Source organism: Methanolobus halotolerans (genome assembly GCF_004745425.1).
Classification (GTDB): Archaea; Halobacteriota; Methanosarcinia; order Methanosarcinales; family Methanosarcinaceae; genus Methanolobus; species Methanolobus halotolerans.
The window spans coordinates 1-23,472 of the sequence record NZ_PGGK01000011.1 but is presented as its reverse complement, the minus strand read 5'-3'; the positions used below and the strand labels follow the sequence as shown (position 1 = coordinate 23,472).

General features: G+C 44.4%; 29 protein-coding genes and 1 pseudogene. 6 read left to right on the top strand and 24 right to left on the bottom strand.

Translation table 11 applies throughout. The annotated features are described in order from the left end of the window. The 5 genes and pseudogenes from CUN85_RS13180 (at position 1) to CUN85_RS09905 (ending at position 4,868) form a co-directional block, all read left to right on the top strand. Positions 1-657: a phospholipase D-like domain-containing protein gene (locus tag CUN85_RS13180; protein ID WP_205804421.1), complete on the top strand. Its 657-nt coding sequence runs from the start codon at positions 1-3 to the stop codon at positions 655-657. Between the two features lie 4 nt (positions 658-661). Beyond that, positions 662-1,519 (top strand): DEAD/DEAH box helicase, encoded by an 858-nt coding sequence (locus CUN85_RS13175; protein ID WP_205804419.1) that lies wholly within the window; start codon positions 662-664, stop codon positions 1,517-1,519. A 55-nt stretch (positions 1,520-1,574) separates the two neighbouring features. Continuing rightward, a pseudogene (locus CUN85_RS13170) lies at positions 1,575-2,588 on the top strand (DUF3427 domain-containing protein). A 94-nt stretch (positions 2,589-2,682) separates the two neighbouring features. Then, positions 2,683-3,978 (top strand): UDP-glucose dehydrogenase family protein, encoded by a 1,296-nt coding sequence (locus CUN85_RS09910; protein WP_135390170.1) that lies wholly within the window; start codon positions 2,683-2,685, stop codon positions 3,976-3,978. A 242-nt stretch (positions 3,979-4,220) separates the two neighbouring features. Continuing rightward, the gene (locus CUN85_RS09905) at positions 4,221-4,868 is read left to right on the top strand and encodes a hypothetical protein (protein ID WP_135390169.1); all 648 of its coding nucleotides are present in this window, start codon (positions 4,221-4,223) and stop codon (positions 4,866-4,868) included. A 21-nt stretch (positions 4,869-4,889) separates the two neighbouring features. Here CUN85_RS09905 and CUN85_RS09900 read toward each other — a convergent pair whose 3' ends face one another. Both CUN85_RS09900 and CUN85_RS09895 read right to left on the bottom strand, forming a co-directional pair. Further along, a complete protein-coding gene (locus tag CUN85_RS09900) occupies positions 4,890-5,336 on the bottom strand; it encodes an Ig-like domain-containing protein (RefSeq protein WP_135390168.1) in 447 nt (148 codons plus the stop codon). Between the two features lie 36 nt (positions 5,337-5,372). Beyond that, complete coding sequence (locus CUN85_RS09895; protein WP_135390167.1) at positions 5,373-5,786, bottom strand: carboxypeptidase-like regulatory domain-containing protein; 414 nt, start codon at positions 5,784-5,786, stop codon at positions 5,373-5,375. 95 nt (positions 5,787-5,881) lie between these two features. Between CUN85_RS09895 and CUN85_RS09890 the strand changes: the two genes are divergently transcribed. Continuing rightward, positions 5,882-7,081 (top strand): tyrosine-type recombinase/integrase, encoded by a 1,200-nt coding sequence (locus CUN85_RS09890; RefSeq protein WP_135390166.1) that lies wholly within the window; start codon positions 5,882-5,884, stop codon positions 7,079-7,081. On the opposite strand, the gene CUN85_RS09885 is transcribed toward CUN85_RS09890, so the two are convergent. The 22 genes from CUN85_RS09885 to CUN85_RS09780 all read right to left on the bottom strand — a co-directional run. After that, the gene (locus tag CUN85_RS09885; protein WP_135390165.1) at positions 7,064-9,808 is read right to left on the bottom strand and encodes a hypothetical protein; all 2,745 of its coding nucleotides are present in this window, start codon (positions 9,806-9,808) and stop codon (positions 7,064-7,066) included. The genes CUN85_RS09890 and CUN85_RS09885 overlap by 18 nt on opposite strands. Positions 9,809-9,815: 7 nt before the next feature. Continuing rightward, a complete protein-coding gene (locus CUN85_RS09880; RefSeq protein WP_135390164.1) occupies positions 9,816-10,730 on the bottom strand; it encodes a hypothetical protein in 915 nt (304 codons plus the stop codon). Between the two features lie 9 nt (positions 10,731-10,739). Next, the gene (locus CUN85_RS09875) at positions 10,740-11,660 is read right to left on the bottom strand and encodes a hypothetical protein (protein WP_135390163.1); all 921 of its coding nucleotides are present in this window, start codon (positions 11,658-11,660) and stop codon (positions 10,740-10,742) included. 17 nt (positions 11,661-11,677) lie between these two features. Beyond that, positions 11,678-12,334: a hypothetical protein gene (locus CUN85_RS09870; RefSeq protein WP_135390162.1), complete on the bottom strand. Its 657-nt coding sequence runs from the start codon at positions 12,332-12,334 to the stop codon at positions 11,678-11,680. Then, positions 12,331-13,788, bottom strand: coding sequence for a hypothetical protein (locus CUN85_RS09865; RefSeq protein ID WP_135390161.1), 1,458 nt, complete (start codon positions 13,786-13,788; stop codon positions 12,331-12,333). The genes CUN85_RS09870 and CUN85_RS09865 overlap by 4 nt, the downstream gene beginning before the upstream one ends. Next, positions 13,785-14,111, bottom strand: coding sequence for a hypothetical protein (locus tag CUN85_RS09860; RefSeq protein ID WP_135390160.1), 327 nt, complete (start codon positions 14,109-14,111; stop codon positions 13,785-13,787). Before CUN85_RS09860 ends, CUN85_RS09865 begins: the two co-directional genes overlap by 4 nt. Positions 14,112-14,113: 2 nt before the next feature. Further along, complete coding sequence (locus tag CUN85_RS09855; protein ID WP_135390159.1) at positions 14,114-16,306, bottom strand: phage tail tape measure protein; 2,193 nt, start codon at positions 16,304-16,306, stop codon at positions 14,114-14,116. A gap of 2 nt (positions 16,307-16,308) precedes the next feature. Continuing rightward, positions 16,309-16,548 carry a hypothetical protein gene (locus tag CUN85_RS09850; protein WP_135390158.1) on the bottom strand — a complete coding sequence of 80 codons (240 nt, stop codon included), beginning with the start codon at positions 16,546-16,548 and terminating at the stop codon, positions 16,309-16,311. Between the two features lie 23 nt (positions 16,549-16,571). After that, positions 16,572-16,928: a hypothetical protein gene (locus tag CUN85_RS09845; RefSeq protein WP_135390157.1), complete on the bottom strand. Its 357-nt coding sequence runs from the start codon at positions 16,926-16,928 to the stop codon at positions 16,572-16,574. Between the two features lie 2 nt (positions 16,929-16,930). Beyond that, a complete protein-coding gene (locus CUN85_RS09840; protein ID WP_135390156.1) occupies positions 16,931-17,725 on the bottom strand; it encodes a hypothetical protein in 795 nt (264 codons plus the stop codon). Between the two features lie 4 nt (positions 17,726-17,729). Next, positions 17,730-18,110 carry a hypothetical protein gene (locus CUN85_RS09835; RefSeq protein WP_135390155.1) on the bottom strand — a complete coding sequence of 127 codons (381 nt, stop codon included), beginning with the start codon at positions 18,108-18,110 and terminating at the stop codon, positions 17,730-17,732. After that, entirely contained in the window at positions 18,107-18,538 is a 432-nt protein-coding gene (locus CUN85_RS09830) for an HK97-gp10 family putative phage morphogenesis protein (protein ID WP_135390154.1), read from the bottom strand. Before CUN85_RS09830 ends, CUN85_RS09835 begins: the two co-directional genes overlap by 4 nt. 2 nt (positions 18,539-18,540) lie before the next feature. Then, a complete protein-coding gene (locus CUN85_RS09825) occupies positions 18,541-18,822 on the bottom strand; it encodes a hypothetical protein (protein WP_135390153.1) in 282 nt (93 codons plus the stop codon). Further along, positions 18,822-19,169, bottom strand: coding sequence for a hypothetical protein (locus CUN85_RS09820; RefSeq protein WP_135390152.1), 348 nt, complete (start codon positions 19,167-19,169; stop codon positions 18,822-18,824). The genes CUN85_RS09825 and CUN85_RS09820 overlap by 1 nt, the downstream gene beginning before the upstream one ends. Then, positions 19,166-19,549, bottom strand: coding sequence for a hypothetical protein (locus tag CUN85_RS09815; RefSeq protein ID WP_135390151.1), 384 nt, complete (start codon positions 19,547-19,549; stop codon positions 19,166-19,168). The genes CUN85_RS09820 and CUN85_RS09815 overlap by 4 nt, the downstream gene beginning before the upstream one ends. A 4-nt stretch (positions 19,550-19,553) precedes the next feature. Continuing rightward, positions 19,554-19,751, bottom strand: coding sequence for a hypothetical protein (locus tag CUN85_RS09810; protein WP_135390150.1), 198 nt, complete (start codon positions 19,749-19,751; stop codon positions 19,554-19,556). Positions 19,752-19,760: 9 nt separating this feature from the next. Beyond that, a complete protein-coding gene (locus CUN85_RS09805; protein ID WP_135390149.1) occupies positions 19,761-20,627 on the bottom strand; it encodes an encapsulin in 867 nt (288 codons plus the stop codon). A gap of 9 nt (positions 20,628-20,636) precedes the next feature. Then, entirely contained in the window at positions 20,637-21,092 is a 456-nt protein-coding gene (locus CUN85_RS09800) for a structural cement protein Gp24 (protein ID WP_135390148.1), read from the bottom strand. Beyond that, a complete protein-coding gene (locus CUN85_RS09795) occupies positions 21,092-22,078 on the bottom strand; it encodes a hypothetical protein (protein WP_135390147.1) in 987 nt (328 codons plus the stop codon). Before CUN85_RS09795 ends, CUN85_RS09800 begins: the two co-directional genes overlap by 1 nt. Before the next feature lie 179 nt (positions 22,079-22,257). Then, positions 22,258-22,620, bottom strand: coding sequence for a HepT-like ribonuclease domain-containing protein (locus CUN85_RS09790; RefSeq protein ID WP_235856279.1), 363 nt, complete (start codon positions 22,618-22,620; stop codon positions 22,258-22,260). Continuing rightward, positions 22,607-22,906, bottom strand: coding sequence for a nucleotidyltransferase family protein (locus tag CUN85_RS09785; RefSeq protein ID WP_135390146.1), 300 nt, complete (start codon positions 22,904-22,906; stop codon positions 22,607-22,609). Before CUN85_RS09785 ends, CUN85_RS09790 begins: the two co-directional genes overlap by 14 nt. Positions 22,907-23,092: 186 nt before the next feature. Then, positions 23,093-23,472 (bottom strand): HepT-like ribonuclease domain-containing protein (locus CUN85_RS09780; protein WP_328591262.1); only part of this gene is annotated, 380 nt, incomplete at its 5' end.

Sequence of the window (23,472 nt, the reverse complement as noted above, 5' to 3'; positions counted from 1 at the left end):
ATGGATCATTTTCCTGTACACTTATTAGACAGTCTGAAAACCGGTTTTATTGACCAATCTCTATCTTCAAAAAAAGATTACCTACCAGAGTTATTAGTAAATGATACAAACAATGGGAAAAAAGTACTACAAACTATATCAAGAGAACTAAAAAATTGTGACGAATTTTGGTTTTCGGTAGCATTTGCAACAAAAAGTGGCGTGATATCTTTAATAAATCCACTAAAAGACCTTGAAAACTCTAGAATAAAAGGGAAAATATTGGTATCTCAATATCAATATTTTACTCAACCAGAAGCATTGAAATCTTTACTAAAGCTCAAAAATATTGAGTTAAAAATAGCAGTTGATTCTGATTTCCATGCGAAGGGATATTTGTTCAAAAAAAATAATCGATATAACTTGATTGTCGGGAGCAGCAATCTTACAGCTAATGCATTATGCTCAAACAAAGAGTGGAATTTGAAAGTTTCAGCTACTTCTAACTCAAAGTTAATAATTGATTCAATTAATGAATTTAAAAATGAATTCGAAAATGCCTTATGTGTCGATGATGAATTCATTGAGTCTTATGAAATTGATTACAGTTTGAAAGAGATTTATTTCAAGTTCAAAAAAGAGCATCGAATTACACCACAAAAATTTAATTACTCCTAATAAAATGCAAAAGGAAGCATTGGCAAGTCTGAAAGATTTAAGATCACAAAATAAAAAAAAAGCGCTATTAATTTCTGCAACTGGTACAGGGAAAACCTATTTGTCTGCATTTGATGTGAAAACATACAATCCTAAAAAGTTTTTATTCATAGTCCATCGAAGAAATATAGCAGAGAATGCTATGAAAAGTTTCAAAAATATTTTTGGCAACGAGCGAAGAATGGGAATTTATTCAGGCAATGAAAGAAAAATTGATGCTGATTTTATATTTTCAACTATTCAAACCATCTCTAGATACGAACATCTTAGTCGATTTGATGAGGAACATTTCGATTATATTGTTATAGATGAGACTCATCGAGCTGGAGCAGAAAGCTATCAAAAAATACTCCATCATTTTAAACCCAAATTCCTTTTAGGCATGACTGCTACACCTGAAAGGACAGATGGATTTGATATCTTTTCTCAATTTGAACACAACATTGCTTACGAAATTCGCTTGCATAGAGCTTTAGAAGAAAAGATGTTGTCGAATTTTCACTATTTTGGTGTAACTGATATCACTGTAGATGGCAAAGTTTTAGATGAAAATACAGCATTCTCATTATTAACTGCAAAAGAACGTGTAACTAGAATTATTGAAAAAGCTGAATTTTATGGCTGTGATAATGGTTGCACTAGAGGATTAATATTTTGTAGTAGTGTAGCTGAAAGTCAGGAACTTTCTGATGCATTTAATTCAATAGGTTACAGAACTGTTTCATTATCTGGAAATAATACTGAAAAAGAGAGAATTGATGCGATTAATAGATTGGAAAGTTCAGATCCATCTGAAAAATTAGATTATATATTTACATCTTAAAAAGGATCTTGTTAAAGATTATGAACTTTTAAAATTCAAGATTGGTGAAATTCCTATGATGATGGACTTTGTAGAGCATGGTTCAAGAGATCCACAATTGTATGTGAACTATTCAAAATCCTATTTCAATTTCGTATTAAATCAAGAAGAATCCTTACAAAACAAACTATTAGAAAAGGAAACAAAACTCCTTGAGTTGTTCTCCAATGAAATTGCAAACACAAAAAGAGTTGAAGAAGTCATTATTCTCAAAGAGCTAATTGCTGGAAATAATCTGTTAAAGGAAGATTTTAAAGCAATTATTTTCGATAAATATGGAATTTCGGTTCCTGATGAAACAATTGAATCATGTGTCAAAAACATCAATTTTGATTTTGTAACTGAAAATCATAACAAGGAACTAGTGAGTGTAAGTAAAATATACGATTTAAAAATCATTACTTATGCAAATAGAATTCTATCATTTAGTGAGCAATTTATTGATACTCTAAAAACTGAAATATTCTTCCGTTTTCTAAATGATATGCTGGATTATTCCGAAACAATTTATGATAGAAATTTTGACAGAGATAAGTATGTCGATGGGTTCCTATTGTATCAAAAATATTCTCGAAAAGATGTTTTTAGAATTCTAAATTGGGATCAGAATCCTTTAGCGCAGAATGTTGGAGGTTATCTTATTCATCCCAAAAAGACAAATTGTCCAATATTCGTAAACTATCACAAAGAAGAAAATATTTCGAGTACTACAAAATATGAAGAAGGTTTTATCAACAATTCAGAATTTGAATGGATGTCTAAATCTAGAAGAACATTGAAGAGTAATGATGTATCTACCATTAGAAATTACAGAAATGGACTTCGTTTGCCTTTATTCATCAAAAAAAGCAATGGAGAAAGTAATGATTTCTATTAGATGGGAGATGTAACACCTATTGATGATAGCTTCGAAGAAACCACTTTAGTAGATGACAACAACAAAAATGTTTCAGTTGTAAAAGTAAGGTATAAGATGAATCATCCTGTTGAAGATTCAATTTATGAATATATTACAGCACCAAGCAGTTAATAGGATTTAACTAGGCTAGAGATTTCAATAAAAGAAGGTATCTATTACCCTAATATACCCACCCCATCAATCAACCACCCAGGAGAAAACACCCATGAAAGTATCCATTATCGGCTCCGGCTACGTAGGCTCAGTCTCTGCCGCCTGTTTTGCAGAATTAGGACATGAAGTCATCTGTATAGATATCGATGAAGAAAAAGTGAAGCTAATCAATTCCGGCAGGGCGCCCATATGGGAAGAGGGGCTGGACGGGCTGCTGGAGAAACATTCCCAGAAGACGCTTATTGCTACATCGGACTATGATTATGCTGTGCAGAACTCCGATGCGTCATTCATCTGCGTGGGAACGCCCTCAGGAGAGGACGGGAGCATCGACCTCTCAATTGTTAAGGCTGCAAGTGAGAGCCTTGGCCGGGCCATCGCTAAGAAGGAGCATTACCATGTGGTCGTTGTCAAGAGCACAGTGGTGCCTGAGACCACTGAGAAGGTCGTGCTGTCTACAGTCGAGGAATATTCGGGCAAGAAGGCCGGCAGGGATTTCGGGGTTGCTATGAATCCGGAGTTTCTGAGAGAAGGCAAGGCGGTCTACGACTTCATGCACCCTGACAAGATCGTGGTGGGTGCCATCGATGAGAGGTCGGGCTTTGTGGTTTCCGAACTCTACCGGGGGGTGGACTGTCCGGTCACGCACACCGATCCCAGGACCGCCGAGATGATCAAGTACGTCAATAACTCATTTCTCGCAACCAAGATATCCTTCGCAAACGAAATTGGCAATATCTGCAAGCAGCTCGGCATCGACACCTATGAGGTCATGGATGCCGTAGGCACGGACTTCCGGGTAGAGCGCAGCTTCCTCAACTGCGGTGCGGGCTTTGGGGGGTCGTGCTTCCCCAAAGATGTTAAGGCGCTAATCGGCAAGGCCAATGGCATCGGCTACAGGCCCCATCTCCTCGAATCAGTGGTGGGTGTCAATGACCGCCAGCCCCTGAAGATGGTGGAGCTGTTACAGGACAGGCTGGGCGAACTCGGGAACAGAAGAATAGCCGTGCTCGGGCTGGCCTTCAAGAACGACACAGACGACATCCGCGAATCACGCTCCATTCCCGTCATCGCCGAACTCCTGCGCCAGGGCGCCGACATTGCGGCATATGATCCCATGGCTGCGGAAAACATGAAGAAGGTATTCCCTGACATCACTTACTGTAAGACCTCATCCGAGGCCCTCGAAGAGGCCGAAGGATGCCTGATCATGACAGAATGGGATGAGTTCGGGAAACTGGACAAAGAGTTCGGTGCCATGGCCGGCAAGACAGTTATCGACGGCAGGAAAATGATCGACCCGAAGAAGCTCAGCACGGATATCGATTACGAGGGTATCTGCTGGTGAGGATTCATTGCAGAAACATTCATGATCGGCATCGGAAAAACATCTTTTCCATCGGTCCCATTTTCCAAAGGGTTATCAGGCCACAGCCTGAATCTTTTCTTTCCTGAAGTTCCACGTACATTGCTGACAGACAGAAGCACTGTGCCCCCGGCCTCACTCCCGCTACAGGCATCTGAGTAAAAATCGAAGGGTTTTAATATAAAATATTAACTAAGTATGAATCTGTTGGCAGGCAGATCCATATGAATGACGAAAAAAAGATCAAAGAAGACATCAACGGCAGGCTGCACTCCCAGGACCAGGAATTGAGGAGTGTGGAAAAGAGGCTGCGCGCCGTTGAGAGAAGATTGTCCAGGGGGGACATGCCGGAGGATGACCTGTCGGCATATGATACTGATCTGGAAAAGGAGCTTGAAGATACCAGAGAAGGCATCGTTGGGATCACACAGGAACTGGAGAGCTTAAAGAGTAATGCAGCTGCCTCCGGAGAACTCACACTGGAGCTGCAGTCCCTGCGCCAGCAGGTCACAGAACTTGGCCGGAACATCCACGAGCTTCAGGAAGACAATGCCAGACTTGCTGATCTGATCCCGGAGGACGCAAGGGAAGGACCGGAGCAGTTCTCAACGGACCTCATGAATGAGATGGCAGAACTGCGGGAACGCCTGGAAAAAGCAGAAAAACGCAGCCGTATCAACATTGGCTCCATGCAGGTACCGCTGGAGATGTCGGGTATCATCGGTGCGCTCATACTTGTTCTCACAGGTGCGCTTATCACTGCGGGAAGGTGGGACATCATCCGTTCCCCTTACTTTTCCTTCGGAATCGCATTTATCTTTGTAATTACATTGCTTATGAAGTTCTACCTGACCAATCGTGCGAAGGCATAAGCACAAAAGACACTTAACATCTCATTCTTTTCTAACCTTGACAAAGAAGTTATCCGAATATTCAAAGTATCCTTCCTGCATGACCCTGACAGCTATGAAGCCCTCGCTCTTGCCCGCAGGGAGGGTTATATTTGTCAGTTTGAAGACAAACCGGCCAGAGCCGTCAGTAATCCCGCCTGCAGCCTGTTCCCTTGAAGGGTCCCAGACTACGATATTAGCCCCTCCCACCGGTACGTCCCCCTGGTCAAAGACATGTACCAGCAGCTCAGGTGAATCACTTAAAGTATTATTGATGCTGAAACTGCTCTTATTCACAGAAACATACATGGTATCAGGAGTCAGGGGAGTGCTAAGGACCGCTGTAAGGATTAAGTACATGCCGATCATACCTATTATGGTAAGCACCACCATCCTGATGGGAAGGCCTGTAGCTGCGCCACAGTCCGGTAAAAAGGAACGTTTGCACATAGTAATGGGATTATAAAAAAAGATGTCAAGAAAGGATCACGTAGTCCTGACAATCCTCACTGCATTTGTTTTCTCGTAATCATAGAAACCATCGGCAGATATCGTCAGATCCATGCTTCCTTCATTCTGGTTGGCTCCAAGGCTTATCTCGTCTCCACTCGTAGTATTACTAGTGGTCAGTTTACAGTACCCGGTATCGTCTGTGACACTGGTCGCAACACCTCCGAGCCCGCGCAGTACTACATTGGCATCCCTGACAGGATATCCATCAGGATCAGTTACAGATAGTTCTACATCGATTGCAAAAGGGGAGTTTGCTGTGGTCGAATCAATAATAACAGTATTTCCCGGATTCGGAGATGCACTGTTCAGACATACACTATCGATTGTCACTGCCATGTTCTTGGTCGGAGGAGGGATGATAGCGATCAGTGCCGCAAGAGCCACCATTCCAACAACCGGAATACGGGACCGGTTATAATGCCCAAAACACTTTCACCCAACTTGGAAAAAGATAGTATTAGGAAAGATAATAGGTGTTGTTAATGGGAATATATGATTTTGACAAATATCTGGACTCTGCAGAGCGTCGTATATATGAAGCTGACTATAGCCAGAGCAGCAAAGACACAATTTTCGAATTTGAAAGTCAATTGTTTCTAGAGGGTATTTCAAAGGCACGAGTGATCAAATACTTAAGCCATTGTAGTATGTTTGCAAAATGGCTGGACACAGATATAAAATCTGCTACAGAATCTGACATCAAAAGAGTGGTGGCAAAGATTGAACGCTCCAACCTTAGTCACTGGTCAAAGCTAGATTATAAATCTGCAATACGTAGACTCTACAGATGGCTTGGGAAACCCGAAATGGTAGAATGGATTTCGGTGCGAGTCAAGAAAAATCAAACAAAAATCCCAGAAGAACTACTCACTGAAGAAGAAATTAAAAAGATTATAAGCGCAGCTGATAATCCACGTGATAGAGCAATTGTGGCTGTATTATATGATTCGGGATGTAGAATCTCGGAAATGGGGAACATGAAGATCAAACATGTCGTACACGATCAGTACGGTGCAGTCATTACAGTTAATGGGAAAACTGGCATGCGGAGAGTGCGGTTGATCTCAAGTGTTCCATACTTATCTGCATGGTTAGATCTTCATCCCCATAGAAATAATTCTGATGCATATTTATGGGTGGGCCATGGCACCACAAATAATGGAAATCAACTCCAATATCAAGCCTTCCGGTACCTCGTTAGAAAACTTGCGAAAAAGGCAGGAATCCAAAAAAGAGTACATAATCATCTTTTTAGACATAGCCGAAGCACAGAACTTGCACAATATCTGACCCAGGCACAGATGGAAGAACACCTTGGATGGGTCCACGGATCTAATATGCCATCTGTATATATTCATATGTCTGGGAAACAGGTGGATAATGCACTGTTGAAAATGCATGGCCTGGCTAAAGAAGAAGATGCAAAGCCACAGTTGAGTCCTATCAAATGTCCAAGGTGCAGGACCATGAATGGTCCAACTTCAGACTTCTGCTGCAGTTGTGGAATGGCACTTAATTCAGTTGCAGCAACAAATATCGATAATATGCAACAATTGGGCATGCAATTGCTTCTTGAGATTGGTGCAAAGGATCCAAAAGATGCTCAGGAATTGCAGGGTTATCTGGGGAAATTGAAAGAAGTATTATCGGAAAGCAATTCTACTTCAATAAGTGACGAGTGAATCAACATGAGCCACGGACTTGCAGAGTGGAGCTTTCCAGAAATGTAGGTCCTGGTTTGGAACATCACCAGTTGTTGCATCCAATATCTCGGGACTTCCATACTCCGATAGTGATAGATTAGTGGTCTTGCCTGAAACCTGCAGGATCAGGTGCCTCTTGTCATATTTTGCATCCTTGACAAATACCTGGTAAAACCCTGTGTTTGGATTGACTGCTCCCATTGTATCCTTTCCAAAGGTGTATGTGCTTTCCAGGACTACTTTTACTCCGTTTGAGATTATTGTATTCTCCTGATCCCGGACATAGCCTGACATCACTATACCTACTGTAGCCTCTGACCAGGTTTTACCAAATTTAAGGAGCTTGAGATAGTTTTTGATAAACTCCATTACCTTTATTGATGTAAACGTGGGAGTGTACCTGCCATCTGATTCAAAGTATATCTTGAACTTGTAGTAGTTCCCGTTGTACCCTCCATCATCTATGGCCTGGATATCTCCCGTGTAGTAGCTCCCTGAAGTGCCGTCCGGCCCGATCCAGCCCGTCCCAGTGCCATCCCAGGTATCTGCTATGTCCATCTGTAACTTTACTGCAGTTCCTGCTGTGCCTGATGTCCAGTTCAAATCAAGTTGCTGCAGATGGTCCACATGATTCTTGCCCATGCGCCAAGGTTGCTCTATATAGCCATTGAGTGAATATCGAGTAATCTTGATGTTGCTTACCTTGATGTAGTCTGAATAGATAGCAGGCGATGTATAGTTCCCCTTGCAGCGAAGTCTGAGCTCCCATTTTGTCGTGGTCATCGAGACTACATGACCTGTACCCGAAGCTGTGCCGTTCTTCGACCATTTAACCGTACCATCAGCGTCCACCAGTTCCAGTATGAAGTAACTGGAATTGATACTTATATCGTAATCAAATTCCAGTGACGTAAAGCCCGATACTTGCCAAATGAATGAATGCCTCTCATACTCAGAGTTGATGCAATTGAATGTAGTGTCTGCTGGTAACGTTATGGACAGCTCCTTGTTTCCTGCATCTATTGTCGGATTACATGACAGAAATCCGGGGTCACTGTCTATCTCCGTGCCATAGTTCGGCTCAATAGTTTGGGCCTTGAGCTTAAAGGTATTGCTCATAAACTCTACATTGCTGTAGTTGCACCCGTATACGAAGTCTGTCGAATCATATAATTGGAAATACCACATCCCTGTGGCCCTCGCCGTGTCCACTACATCTATGTCATTGTCCACTGAAGACTGATGCTGCATTGTGACCTGCAGCAGTAAGTTCGCAGGAGTCACAAAAAAGTTTCCTGACAGTATCAGGCCTACGTTGCTTATCTTGTCAATGTTCCCATAGATGCTGAGTGGCAACTGCCTACCATCAATTGTCACATCCAATGCCTTCGGCACAACTGGTGCCCATTCCAGCAGCTTTTCATACAGGCAAATTAGGAACGTGTACTTCAGGTAGTCAAAGGACGGAGTGTACCTGCCATCTCCTGTAAGGTATATTTTTGTCCTCCAATATGAGCCGTTATGCCCTCCTGTATTGATCATATTTCCAGCTAATGAGTACTTCGTGACAGAGGTTCCATCCGGCCCGATCCACCCAGTCGTCGTTGCCAGGCTGTCTCCGATATCAAGTTGTGCCTGGATGTTTGTTCCAGTTGTTCCAAGTGAGCCTCCTATGAACAGTTGTTCAAGCTGCTTCATATTCTCCCTGTACTTGTACGTGGTCTGCTCTATGTATCCGGAAGGCTTGTACCTGTCCAGCTGCACGTTTGCAATATACATGTGATTGTCCCAAGGATCTGCGGGTGATGTCCAGACACTTGGAGAATCTGGAGCAGTACACCTGACCCTAAATACAAAGTGATCATCCACAAATGTCACTATCTGACCTGTTCCAGAAGCTGTCCCGTTCTTGCTCCATTTCACTGTTCCGCTGCTGTCCACCAGTTCTGCAATAAAATGTGCTGAATCCAGCACCACATCATAGTCGAAGGTAATTTTCGTGAAGCCTGATGCAATTATCTCAAAGCCTTTGTTCATGTACGTTGAATCCACTTTGTTATAATCTTCCTCTGGAACCAGATTCAGTTTCATACTCATAGTCACGTTATCCAGAGTGAATATTCCCGGCAGGAATCCATCGTCCGTATCTACATGAGCCGAGTTCTCCGGGTAAATGTCGATCTGCTCTACCTGGAGCTTGAACTTGTCCCCGTCATAATCTACATTGCTTGTGTTTATGTTCTGAGTGTACTGCAAGCTGTTACTGGATTCTTCTTCCAACAGCGAAGTCCTTGCATAGTCCTTGCTGGTCCATCCTGCAGTTTCGTGTATATCCATCTGGCATCTTGGAGCGATCTCTATTGCAACCCCTAACCCTTCGTTCCAGCTTTCCAGATTAAAGGTCTCTCCTGTTGTACCTCCCACTACTGTAACTGCTGTAACCTCCCTTACTCCACTGTCCCCGTTGTTCAATACCATCTGAACATGGGTTCCAGCTACAGTGTGCGCTGGCACTGATGTACTTACAGTGGTAGTGGCCGGGTTGCCAAACTGATCAACATAGGATAACGACACATCCATCGCATAATCTCCCATGTTGACTGTCGGCACTATGAACACCCTGTACCCTCCTTCTGGTATTGAGTCTCCGGGAGTGAAGCCCACTCCAACCTCGTAGCTGCCAAATACCACTGTCTCGAAGGTCATGTGCACCTCATGCCACGTATTTTATTGCATAGTTTAGCAAACTTGTTGAGTTTGGGGATGAGATCGACTTGCATAGATACTTGGTGGTTTGGCCATCTACTGCCACCACATCCCCATCTACCAGGCCCCTGTCTGTGGAAAACAGGAAAAACAGTTCAGATTGGTAGATGGGAGTCCTCTCATCTGCAGTGTTGCAAACTAACGGTTTTGTGTAGTAGACCTTTCCATTACCATTGCTCTTGAATGCGTGTTTTCCACCGTTCCACCATTGCATTCCCGAATCTACCGAGTATCCAGACATAAATGAGAACGGTCTCATGTACTTATTTAGCTTGAAGTCAGCATGGCTATATCCACCATTGCACCAGTTTGCATTTACGTTACAATAGCAATAAAAATTTGTCAGGCCATCACTGTATTCTTTTGAAGCCATGTGTTCCAACACTACTATGAAACTTGCCTGGCGCGCATCATCTGGCCATGATTCTGGTCTTGCCATTACCACAAAACCCGTAGAATCTATCCACATATAATAGCTGAGCTGAAGTATACCCAGATCAGCATTTGGCGATGAATCTGCATACTCTCCTTCAAAATATACAAAGCTCTGCTGATTTGTCTCTCCCCATGTATGGTTTATGCTGTCCCATGATGCTGCAATGGTTATCCTCAATCCCTTTGCATATGTATCTGCGTCCGCAGTGCTTATCCTAATACCTGTCTGGTTGACACATTCAAGTGAAAACCAGATGTCGGCCGAATCTCCAGTATATCTGACTACCCTGCGGGCGTTGTTGTTCGTAGTGTCTGTTATGTTCCAGGTCGAGTCTCCTTCTACCCAGTTCACGGATGATGCAATCAATCCGTTTGCGATATCATCTATCAGGTCAGGTAATGTCTTTGCTCCACTTGTAAATCCCATCCTCTCACCTCAGGCCACGTATTTCATCGCATAGTTGATTATTTCCGTTTTGTCAGGAGAGTCCAGCGATTTGCAGAGATACTTTGTTGTTTCTCCATCCACTGCTACTACGTCTCCGTCTACAAGCCCTACTGCTGATGAGAACATGAAGAACAGCTTGCTCTGGTAGATCGGCATTGTTTCTGCAGCATCATTGTATATCAGAGGCTTCATGTAGTACACTTTTCCGTTTCCTGTGCTCTTGAAAGCATACCATGAATCCTTATAAAATTCAATGCCATTACCATCATAGTTTTCATAAACAAACGGCCTTATCATCTTGTATGGTCTATATACATCTGTGCTGTCATCATCTGTATATCCTGTGTAGTTTTCACACTGGTAACAGTAGAAGTTCGTCAGTCCATCGCTGTATTCTTTGATATCCATGTGCTCCAGCACTACTATAAATGAAGTTTGTAGGTCTTCTGTGGCACTTGGCTCTGGTTTTGCCATCATTACAAAACCAGTAGGATCTATCCACAGATAGTATGTCAATTGAAGCGTTCCTAGATCCGCTGAGATACTTCCATTGTTTGCAGACCGCCTTTCAAATGGTATGTAAGTGTGGGTGTTTGTGGTTCCATACGTATGATCTACAGAATCCCAGCTCGATGAAAACACTATGCTCAGGCCTTTTGCGTACCTGTGGTAAGCACCTGTCCAGTCCACTGATGCATTTGATATGTTCACAACTGTTAGTGCCACCCATATATCTGCAGAATCTCCAGTATATTTCAGGCATCTTCTTGCATTATTTGCTCCCACCGACCTGTCCGTTGTATCCCATGTCGTGTCTCCATCTTCCCAGTACGCAGAACTGGCTATTAGGCCATCTGCGATATCATCTACCAGGTCTGGTAATGTCTTTGCTCCGCTTGTAAATCCCATGTGATCGCTCCTGCTCTTTAATCATCCATTTCCATGAACCACGAGCCTGTCATTATCATGCCACCATTGTTCAGCTCATCCAGCTCCCTTGAGATGTTCTTTTCAACTACGCCCACCATTATCTGTCCCAGAGGAGAACCTGTCTTGACTGTGGTTACTCCTGAATCCACTGTATCGCCCACTACTGCTACTGGCCTTTCCACTTCCGTGTCTTCGCAATAGACTACCTTGCTCATGAGATCCGTGCCAGACAGCAGTACTCCGTCCTTATAGCATCCACCATATGTGGACCCTGTATAGCCGTACAGCTTGAACAGTGAGGCTCCACTCCATACTTCCAGTTCCCAGTAGTACATACTAGGCGGCAGCGGGTCAAACGCCCAGTGCAATACCTTATCCTGACCTACTTCCCTGAACACCGTTTCATGGTACTTGACCTGTTTTTGATGCGAATCATACAGTCTTGCCACAAGTGAACTGGTACCTGTACTCTTTACAGCGATCTTTATCCTGCCAAAATAATGCGCCGCCGTGAACTCCTGTCCTAGAGTACCTTCAGATGAAATATCTGCCTGCATCCCACCTATCCTAGTCTCCAGTTCCACACCTGTTTCCGGTCTGACTTTAACGTAGACCAGATCCTGCTGTGAGCTTGTTATCTTGCCAATGGTCATGCTGTGCTCCTTGTGAAAACGATCTTCTGGCCTACGGGTACTTCGAATACTAGGTCTTTGCCAGTTTCAGAGGTCTTCACCTTAAACCCGTTCATGTCCAGGTCCTCTTCTGCCGGGTTCTTGAAACCGCCCCCACCACCCCCAGAAACAATTACCCTTTCATTGTTCACTGGCAGCACTATGCTTTCATTTGCTCCCAGCAACTTGGCAGTGATCGTGCCTCCTCTATTCAGTGCAACAGTGGTGATTGATGATCCAAGTAATGGATCTGCTGCTGTGCCAATTTCAGCAGAGGCCAGTGATGCCAGAGTGTCCATAATAATAGATTCAGTATCATCTACAGTGTTTGGGGTTACAGAGTATGCTTTAAGCCTGCTCTGGCTAAGGTCACGGTCTGGTACGCATACAATGTTGACTTCGGAGATTGTAGCAGATTTAACATGAGAGATCTCAACTATTCTGACCCAGTTGATCCCGGCCATACCTACTGTATAAAGTGCATCTGTATACTCAGTCCACCCATCGAACTTAACAAGTTGGTACAACTGCAGATCATGCCTTTGGGTGAGTTTTGCAGAAATCCTCTTCACAGGAAAATTGAACAAAGCGTAAAGTTCAGAGGCTCTTTGGTCTGCAGTTTCCTGGCTCACTACATATGGAGAAAGATACTCCATGTACTCTCTTGGTCTTGCAGTACCGTCTGTGACATTCGGACTTTCAACCACACCTTTGTACCAGTTCCCGGAAGAATCACATCCTATGGCAATGATCCGGTTATACTTGTCATCGGAGGAGTTGGCCACTGTTATCTCAATTGTATCATTATCCGTCTTTGCAAGTATTGTGGGAGATGGAAGGTCCAAGCCATCAACTTCATCATCGATCTCATTGGACCTGACAAAATAAGCACTGGTCACCCATTCAGGTGATTGCTCTGTTCCAACGTTCCTCCACTTTACCTCAAAGATACAGTTGTAATACTCTGCAATCTCTGTGATAGCATCAAGTTTAGATGTGCTAGGATTGAAAATAAATTCCTTTTTAGTGATTATAGGATCAGGATTACGTACCCTGTACGGCTCTACTCCAGTTACGGTAGCCCAGTCACTGCCGCCGAGCAGATCCTCAATATATGTTATAATGTCATCTGTGTTTGCCAATACCAGCTGTGATTCTGGCACGAACTGGCGGGAGAGATACCATCGAAGGTCATATGCATAGATATCAACTGCTTCTTCAACCAGTTTCAGCTTATAGGATTCATCAGGGGCTGTAATCCCATAAAATACAGTTTTGTTAGCTCCAGAATGGTCTTCCAGTTTAACAAGTACATACGAATAGTTATCCGGGATAGAAACATCCACTAGATGAGATTCCAGTTGCCAGAATGCATCCCTGATAGTTTTTGAAACCTTCAGAGATTCCAGGGGGTAAGTGCTTAGGTCTACCATCATGCCGTATGCCTCACAAAGGTGATCGTGTATGTGTACTTCCCACTGCCCTTGATGACTTCTTTATACCTGAGCGGGGGGACGATATAGCAGCTGGTGTATGAATCAGAATCTATCACAAGAGTTCCTGATGAACCTAGTTTTTCCAGCAGAGTAGAGATCTCGGAAAAATCTTCTGTGTAGCATTCAAACGTCCTGGAAAATCGCTGCTCTGCAGATGCCTGGATGTGTACTTTCCCAGACAACAGAGTAGTTTCCTTGAAAGGAACGTCCACTGAGATCTCAGTTTCCCGGATGACAGAGACCGTAGAACCATCGAATATCACTATTATGAGGTATACCCCCGCTGGATACGCTTCTGTCTGTTGTACTTCTCTAGGTCATGAACAAACTTCTCGAACGGGTAATCTGCGGACAGGTTGACGTTCTGAATTACGAACTCATCGCCTGCATATGTGTTGTTAGTTGTATTATTGCTTGTAGAAAAGGTTCCGGCTATACTGCCAAGACCTGCAGTCAGCATTGAATCCATCTTTCCAACTGATTTCTTGAGTGGAGATACAAAGAATGCGTCCCAGTTTGGAAGTTCTGACAATGGTCCGACTTCAGCAGGACTATGAGGGAGATATCTGGAAATGCTTGAGAACGCATCTGAGACGGTTGATGTAAGAGGGTTCACCATTGACTTGATCCCGTTGATGAAGTTCTGTATCAGATCTTTGCCTGATTGATAGAAACTGCTTCCAGCAGATGCGAATAGGTTCAGTATAGGTTCCAATGCACTCGATATTATTGAGTACAAGAAATCCATGCTGTTCTGAGTAATGTTCTGCAATGTTTGCCATGCACCTTCCCAGTCACCTGTAAGGATTTGAGAGAACAGCAGTATCAGATTTAGCACCTGTTCAAACACGTACTCAAATGTTTTTAGAACCAGAGGCAACCAGATCATTACATTATCGACAACATGGTCTGCAATGTATGAGACCAGTGTTCCGAGAGCAGATACGATGACAGCTATCGCAGAAGTGATCGTACCTCCATTCTCTGTCCACCAATCAGTGATCTTGTTCATGGCATTGGATACGAAATCTTTCACAAGAGGAATGAACGGTTCAATTGCAGTTCTGATGTTCTCCAGAGTTTCCCTGACAATGGGAGATACTTTGTCCCAGCTCTTCCATATAAGTATTGCACCCACTGCAAGACCAGCAATTGCTATTCCTATAGGACCTGTAATTATTGCAACAATGCTACCTAAAGCTCCAGCCAACCCGGCGCCACCAAGGAAAGTTGTTATTGTCCCAATTGCACCAATTGCTGAGCCTGCCATGATAATTATAGGACCAATGGCTGCAGCGATGGCAGCTACTGCTACAATGACCTTGAGTATTGGTTTTGGAATCCCGGATACAAGATTGAGAAACTTAGTGAATGCACTGACCAATGGCATGAGCCCCTCGGCAACCACATCTCCGAAGGTTATCATCACGTCCTGGAGGGCGGACTTCAGTTCACGTATAGCACCCCCTGGTCCGCCCTCCATTTCCTCGGCCATTTTGGCAGCAGCGCCAGCGGAGTTCTCGAGCAATTTTGTTTGCTCACGTATAGCACCAGACCCGGTAGACAGAAGTGCTATCATACCTGGCCCTGCTTCCTGTCCAAAGAGTGCCATTGCATCTGCTGTGGACAGACCAACAGTGCTCAGTCTCTCAATGATATCTGTGAAGGACTGTGTGGTGGGATCCACATCTGCAAGGGTTAGTTGATATTGCTCAAGTACCCCGGCAACTTCAGCTGTTGGGTCTGCAAGCCTTGTCATTGCACCCCTTAGTGCAGTACCTGCACGACTTCCCTGGACACCTGCATCTGACATCTTGCCGATTATGGCAGCTGTTTCTTCCATGGATATTCCCATTGCAGCGGCAAGGGGAGCAACATAGGACATTGCCTGTCCCAGCTGGGTGATATCGGTGTTAGAGGAAGCAGATGCTTTGGCAAGGACATCTGCAACTCTTCCTGCCTCACTTGCCTGCAGGTTAAAACCAGTAAGAACGTTCGATGCGATATCGGCAGCAGTACCAAGATCAATGGCTCCAGCTGCAGCAAGGCTTAGCATGTCGTCGATAGATTCCATTGCTTCACCTGTAGAAAAACCTGCCATTGCGAGGTACTGCATACCTTCTGCAGCTTCACTTGCAGAGAAACGGGTCGTTCGGCCAAGTTCTCTGGCAAGGTCGGTGAGCTGTTTGAATTCATCACCTGTTGCACCAGAGATGGCTTTGACCTTTCTCATGGAATCATCGAAAGATGAAGCTGTATGGAATGCCACAGCCCCAAGTCCCAGAACAGGAGCAGTAACGTAAGTGGAGAGTGTTTTCCCGGCAGAGGTCATCTGCTTTCCAGTTTCCTGGAATTTCTTACCCATCTGACCAGCCTGTGAGCTCACGTCCTCAAATGCTTTCTTGATCTGGCTGATATCACCTATGATCGAGACTATGAGTTCACCGACAGAAGCCATGATTACCTTCTTTTTATCCTGTTTCCATAAAGTTCGTAGAACCTATCCAGGTCCGGTTTGTCACCATTGTCTGTTTCACTTACTTTTTCCTGTCCACTCAAAGCTTCACCAAGCACGCCCCAGAATATCCTTGCCTGCAGTTCGATTGCCTTGATCCCTTTTTCATAGTAGAGCATGACCTGGTTCATCGACATTTGATTCAGCAGATGATCTGGGGTGGCCCAGGAATACATGATCCCCATCTGGGAGAAGATATCCCCGATGGTTACTGACAGTTTTTTTCAAGACCCTCGGTAGGTTTTATCTCCTCAAGTTTCTGAATGATCGGCTCCAGGACGAACTTTGAGAATTCAACGAGGGTGAACATGTCCACATTATCCATGAGCCAGTCTGTGCTTATCTTTGGATTCGAACGCTTGCATGCAGTTGCTACCACCTCGACAAACCCCTCAATGTTCTTACCGTTTTCAAGATCGTGTATCTTCTCTGGAGAGTCGGTCATGTCAATTAGCTTCAGGGTTGCACGTGTCGAGAACACCGAAACATCGACTTCTTCTCCTCCGATCCTTGCAATCCGCTTAATAGGTGCGATGGTATCGAAATCCTTCATGATATCAGACATATTCAGACCCCCTGCTCATCATATATCTCGAAAAGCTGATCTCCTGCAGTCCTTGATACATCCAGCACTCCTTTCATTTTCAGATGTGGCATTGCGGGATCATCACCATCATCTGCAGGGAACTCAATATTCTGACCTTCGTTGACAGTGGCCTTGTAGATTGTTATACGGAAGGTCTTATCGTTCTCATTGGTGTTGGTTATGCGAACAACACGATTCGAGATTGAGGTTTTTCCACCGCTTGTAAGAGTAGCAGCAGAGATGGGAATATAGGAATAATCCACCTTGATACCTTCTCCATCTGAGATGACAATTGAATCAGAGATCCTTGCAATGCAGGTGTATCCTTCTGTATCAACAGCTATTACGTAGTCAATGTTCCTGACAGCCGGATCATCAGATGAATCAGTTACCACAATGCCGGATACTTCGGCCCCATCGCCGTTCCTGTGATCGAGTCTTGTAAAATCAGTGCCTTCAAGTGTATGTGTTTCACTGGTCACGGAAACAGGAGTTTCAGCAACTGTTGAATATGCATCCAAGTCACCTCTTATAGTGTTCAGGTTCTCCAGGTTCACTTCCATCATATCGCATTCGATGTATGCGACATGTTCCTTGATTCCGACCTTTACAATGCCTGCATTATCGGATTTGACCTCGACATCCTCCCATTCTTCCTTAAATACTGCATTGCGAATGGCGCCGATATTGACAAGCGATCCGATGGATGTACCTATCTCCAGTTTTCCGGATCCAAACCGGATGGCATTTGAGTTCTGTACAGTTGTTTGTGCCATGTTATTACCTCATATGTATAATCTTGAAATCGATAGGGACATGATAGATACCAGAATCGTCTTCCAAGGCATCGTGAGACTCCAGGTATACGATCTGCTTGATAGGATTCCCATGAACCACTCCCTTGTACCTGTTCAAGCAGTCAATGACCGCATCTGAAAGTTGCTGGACCTGGGCATAGGTATGGGACCAGCATGAGAACTGGTATCTGGGAGTTGCAAACCCTGTCACATGGTCGATTGGATTGCTTATTTTGTGAATACTGATAGCAGACAGTGGACATTCAAGTGGTAATCTGAGAGGATAGATCCGGGTACTGGTTAGGCTCATCACCATATTGTCTGCAAAGAGCAGGTTCCTGAGAGCCCCATGGATCGAGGTCATCTGTAGCTCCTGATAAGTTTTTCAAGTTTGAGGGCAATGGCTCTCTCGACCTCTTCCGCGTTCTCATCCAGTGCAGGGCGAAGAAACGGTCTTGGAGGTTGATGATATCTCCGTCCCAGTGAATCGGTATCGTTGAATCCTTTCTCAAGGCGCATTGCGTAGTTCATGGTAGAACCTACCATCACCTCACACTTATCGTTCGATTTCTCTACTGATACCGGGCTCACGTGTGCAAGGTTGCGGAACAGATTACCAGTTATCCTGTAAGGGAAATTATCACCACCTTTTCTGGAGTTCTCCTGAGCAGCTCTTACAACCACATCTGCTCCTGCAAGTGTACTTTCCTCCAGGACATCAGCAATGTCCTTACCTAGCTCTTTCAGGTTCTTCTGCAACTCATCGATACCAATGACATTCATTTTGAACATGATCAGCTCCCAAGAAACACTATCTGAACCACAATTCCCGCTATCTGCAAGACCATGACAACAGCCAGACCAATGAAAGCATTCCTTCCCAGCCACCGGTTCTGTCGCTCTTCCAGCATGCGGATCCTTTCTTCATGATCCTCGATGGAACACTTCTCAAGTACACGAATCCTCTTCTCGTGGTCATCGAGTTGGCAGCTCATCTTATCGATACCGGCACGAACGTGCTTGACATCGGTATGGGTCTCAATTATCTTGTCGTAAGTGTCAGAGTCGATCTCCATTATTCCACCGCCTTGAGCTCGCATTCGTAGTGATGCACTACATTTGCCATGGGCCAGAAGATGGCCTTTACAGCTGTAACGTCGTAAGTGTTAGAGAAACTGGGGACATTGCTTGTGATCGTTTGACCCTCTGCAACTGTTACGGTGGGTGGAAGTATAACAGAGGTTTCTGTGACCACATGTTCTCCACTATCCAGTGAAACTATTCGACCGTTGTTCTGGATGAAACGGCAGCTTGACACCTTACTGGTGGTTGTATAAATTGGTGAACCGAACTCATCCTGGCCAGACTGAATTCTGGATGTGATATTGCAGGTGTGGAATAATCCAATATCGTGAATCATCATTCCTCGTTATTAACCACTTTAACACCTGCTCTCCCATACAATATTGAAAATCCGGTTGTTGCGTACCTGAACTTCTTCATGTACTTTTCAGCGAGCTGTTCGTGTCTGGTTATATCAATGTCAATACTGTTAGATTGGGACTCGTTACCAAGTTTTATCTGTGCTGCCAACTCTCCTGTGAACTTCATCTTCTGGAGGACCATAGAGGTAGCTAGGTGAACGCAGGCTGTGCTCAAAATATCGTCATCAATATCTACACTGGCCCCGGTATTCAGGACAATGACATTGCTGGCATGAGCAATGATGGAAGCAATATCATCGTCTGTGAGGTGTTTTGGGTCCACGATGGCTCTAACCTCAACTACCGTACACAGACTCACTTATTCACTTCCGTTTTCTGGCTGCTACTGTATCTGGAGGGTTTTGCTCTGGCTCAGGAATGTTCTCAAGAATAAGGACAGAGTTGCCCAGCCCTGCAGCTCTCTCTGCTGGGATCTCGAACACGTCCCCTCGCCTGAACCTCATCTCCTTTCCATCGACATCGATTGCAAGATTGTTAACACGTACCTTAACCTTAACCATCCTCTCACCTTAGATAGAGCTCGTCTTACAAATCGCTACATCCTGTTTTATTCTCAGGATACCGGCACTGTAGATACGACCGTTGAGATCACCTGTATCAGGGTGCTTCGAATCGACACCATGCTCTGTTCTGAAATCGGATGTCATGTAGAAGTCAACATAAGGCTCTCCGAAGTTCTCTGTGGGACAGACGAGTCCGGTACCTGCAGTAAGAGTACTGCTTCCAAAGATTTGTCCTCCATTGAGCATTTCTAGGATATCCGGCATCTCCTTGATACCGTTTGTACTGCGACTGGCCATCAGCTGTCTGCGCTGGGCGGTTGCAAGTATCCAGTTGAAAGAAAGGCTGTCAACAGGAATGCCATCGTCGTCCATGAGCTCATAGACACCTGCCAGGGCATCGGTAGCATTGCCATAGGTCCCGAAATCCTTGGTCACGGAGTAATCATTACCTGCACCCTGATAGAGGCCTTTGAGATCGTAATTTGTACCATCATTGCTGATACCCATAATGATGGCTGCATTCTCTGCCTTTGCTGCTTTGTATGCAGCCGATATAGCAGATGCTCTATCAACGTCTACCCCGCTTCTAAGCCAGCTTCCATATATTCGCCTGTCAACCGTGTAGTCCTTCCAATATACAGGTACCTTTGAGTTGGTCAGATAGACCTCGACCTTATCCTCGTTACCATCGCGGAAACCGTACGATACGTATCCATCGCTAACGTCTGTGATCCTTCCCCAGTCAACGGAAGTGATACCGAACCCCTTCTCCGGGGTCACATGTACCAATTTCCTGCCAACAAGTGCGTTCCTTAAGGCAGGAACAAGAGAGGAATCAATTTCTTTTGAGAATGTTGCGAGTGCATTTGTCATTTTTTCACCTTATATTAGACTCAGTACCACAATGTCTGCAGCCGCTGAGCTTGCATCAACTGATTCTTCAGCTATTGCTACGATCTCGTCAGTTCCAACAATACCTGCTGCAAGCTCTCCGTCTGCAGCTGCTTTAAGGCGAGTACCTTTGACCACGTTCTGGCCCGATGCAAGACTGCCAACTATCAGGAAACCCCCACCGTACAGGACAGCTGCCATGTCATCCTGAACATAGATGGTATCAACATCCGTGGGCATGAATACTGGATTGGTCTGCTCATATCCGAGCCAACCCAATGCAGGACCACCTGCAGTGTTCATTACCATATCATCATCGTTGGTACCCCTCTTGACCAGACGACCGGGGTACATGCTTGTAGCAGTCTCGACCTTAAGCTCCTGGGTCAGTGGACTCCCGCCTGCCACTATCTTGTTAGCAGGTTTCATAACGCCAGTGTATGTCATTATCCCACCACCCATTCTTTCTTAGTGCTGTCCCATCTTCCAACGGTCCCGGCCCCGGTTGAGCTGGGGTAACTGATACTTTCAACAGATGCTCCGAGTTTTATACTTCCAAGGTCTTCCGCAAGCTTCTCGATATCCGATGCTGTCAGATGTTGAAAATTCTCAGGTATTGTTTCGAGGTTTAGATCCTTCCTGGCAGCCGTGAAACTGTCCATTGCACTGGCTCTTCTCTGCTCTTCCTTGTAAGCTGTGATCTTGGCAGTGGCGATCTCATCTGCTTTGTTTGCCACGAGTTCCTGCACCTGTTCCAGTGGAACAGATGTGGCCTTGTCCTTTTCATAGGAAGCAACCACTTTTTCGAGATTCTCTACCTTTGTTTCAAGTTCTGCTTTAGTAGCTTTCAGATCCTCGATCTCCTTTTCTTTAACCGCCTTGTCCTTTTCGAGCTCAGCAAGCTTTTCATCCGGTGAAGGATCTCCACCACCCTTAGGATTGTCTTTGTTATCTGTCACATGATCACCCGATGCGATGATTTTGAATTGATGAATGTTACGTACTGCCACCTTTCCGTCCTCAGCTGCTGCTATATTCCAGGTTGCCTGCTCCCAAGCAGGAGTCTGGACAAGTGTAAGGGACCTGGCATGGACTCCGCTGGCCCAACTATCATTGATGGAATCTGCCAGAGAATAGACACTCCATGTGTTCTCCCAGGTTCCGTCCTGAATCTTTCTTTCAGCTACGGAATCAGTTACTGACGCTCTTGCTTTGATCTCTGGTCCTTCACGCCAGGCATCAACAACCCTGCCAATCTCTGCGTTTGGATCCTCAGAAAAGTCACATTCGTGGGGTGCATCCCGTGGACATATTCGAAGTACAGAACCCTTGAGAGAGGAAATGGCATTGTCTGCTTCTGAAAAAGGGATTCCCCATCCATTTTTGTTTATCTCGCCGAGTGGAAATGCAGTACCTTCAATAGTGATAGCCATCGACATTAAACTACAAATACAACGGGTATAAAAAGATTATACAATTGAAAAAGCGCCAGAAATGCTGGATGAGGAAACAGATACTAATGTCCTATTTAAGTCACACGACATATATAATATGTGAACATTTTTACACATAAAATTTGACTCCCGGTAGGACGGGTTAAGTTTTTTGCTGCTCAATCTATCTCAACCAGAATTGTCCGGATAGAATCCCTTAAACCAATCAGACGATTGCCAACAACATCCCACACAATCACATAATCGATTCCGAAATAACCATGAGCTAAGCGGTCCCGCATACCGGCAATCACCCGCCATGGAATATCAGGATAACTTGTTTTTATCTCATCCGGCACATTCTTAGCGGCTTCACCAATGATTTCGATATTCTTTACAACTGCCTTTCGGGTTTTCCTATCGTTTAGAAATTCAGTGAAGTCCATTCCTGAAGTGAAATCTTCAATCTCATCAATCGCTTCAATAATGTCAGTTAAAAACAACCTGTACTCACGCATGAAAATCGCCTCAAGCGTGCGCATAAACCACTTCTGAAAAAATCCTGCTCTTCAATTCATCCCTTACGGCACGTTTCGAGATGATATCTACCTTTGACCCGAACTCGTCTTCAAGAAAAATTCCAAGGGCAGAGAGATCAAAAAGATCCGCACCTTTCTCAAACTCAACAAGGAAGTCAATATCGCTACCGGTTTTGTACTCATTTCTCACAACCGACCCAAAAAGACCTATTTCCTTTACCTTATAGTTCCTTTTCAACTCCGGAAACAGCTCATCCAGTCTTCCCAGAATAATATCCTTTTTGATCATATTGATTCCCTTATGAGACCTCTGATGCACATTTTGGAGGGTCTTTTTATATTAGTACTTTGGTTGGCATTGTTAAAAAACCCGCCTGTATAGAACAGAACCTTCTCAACTTTGGAAATGTAGTCACAATGCTCTATTCTTTCCGTTGTTATAATGGAGTGTGCTTTCTCAGCGTTTGTTTCCTGCTCAATCTATCTCAACCAGAATTGCCCGGATAGAATCCCTTAAACCAATCAGACGATTGCCAACAACATCCCACACAATCACATAATCGATTCCGAAATAACCATGAGCTAAGCGGTCCCGCATACCGGCAATCACCCGCCATGGAATATCAGGATAACTTGTTTTTATCTCATCCGGCACATTCTTAGCGGCTTCACCAATGATTTCGATATTCTTTACAACTGCCTTTCGGGTTTTCCTATCGTTTAGAAATTCAGTGAAGTCCATTCCTGAAGTGAAATCTTCAATCTCATCAATCGCTTCAATAATGTCAGTTAAAAACAACCTGTACTCACGCATGAAAATCGCCTCAAGCGTGCGCATAAACCACTTCTGAAAAA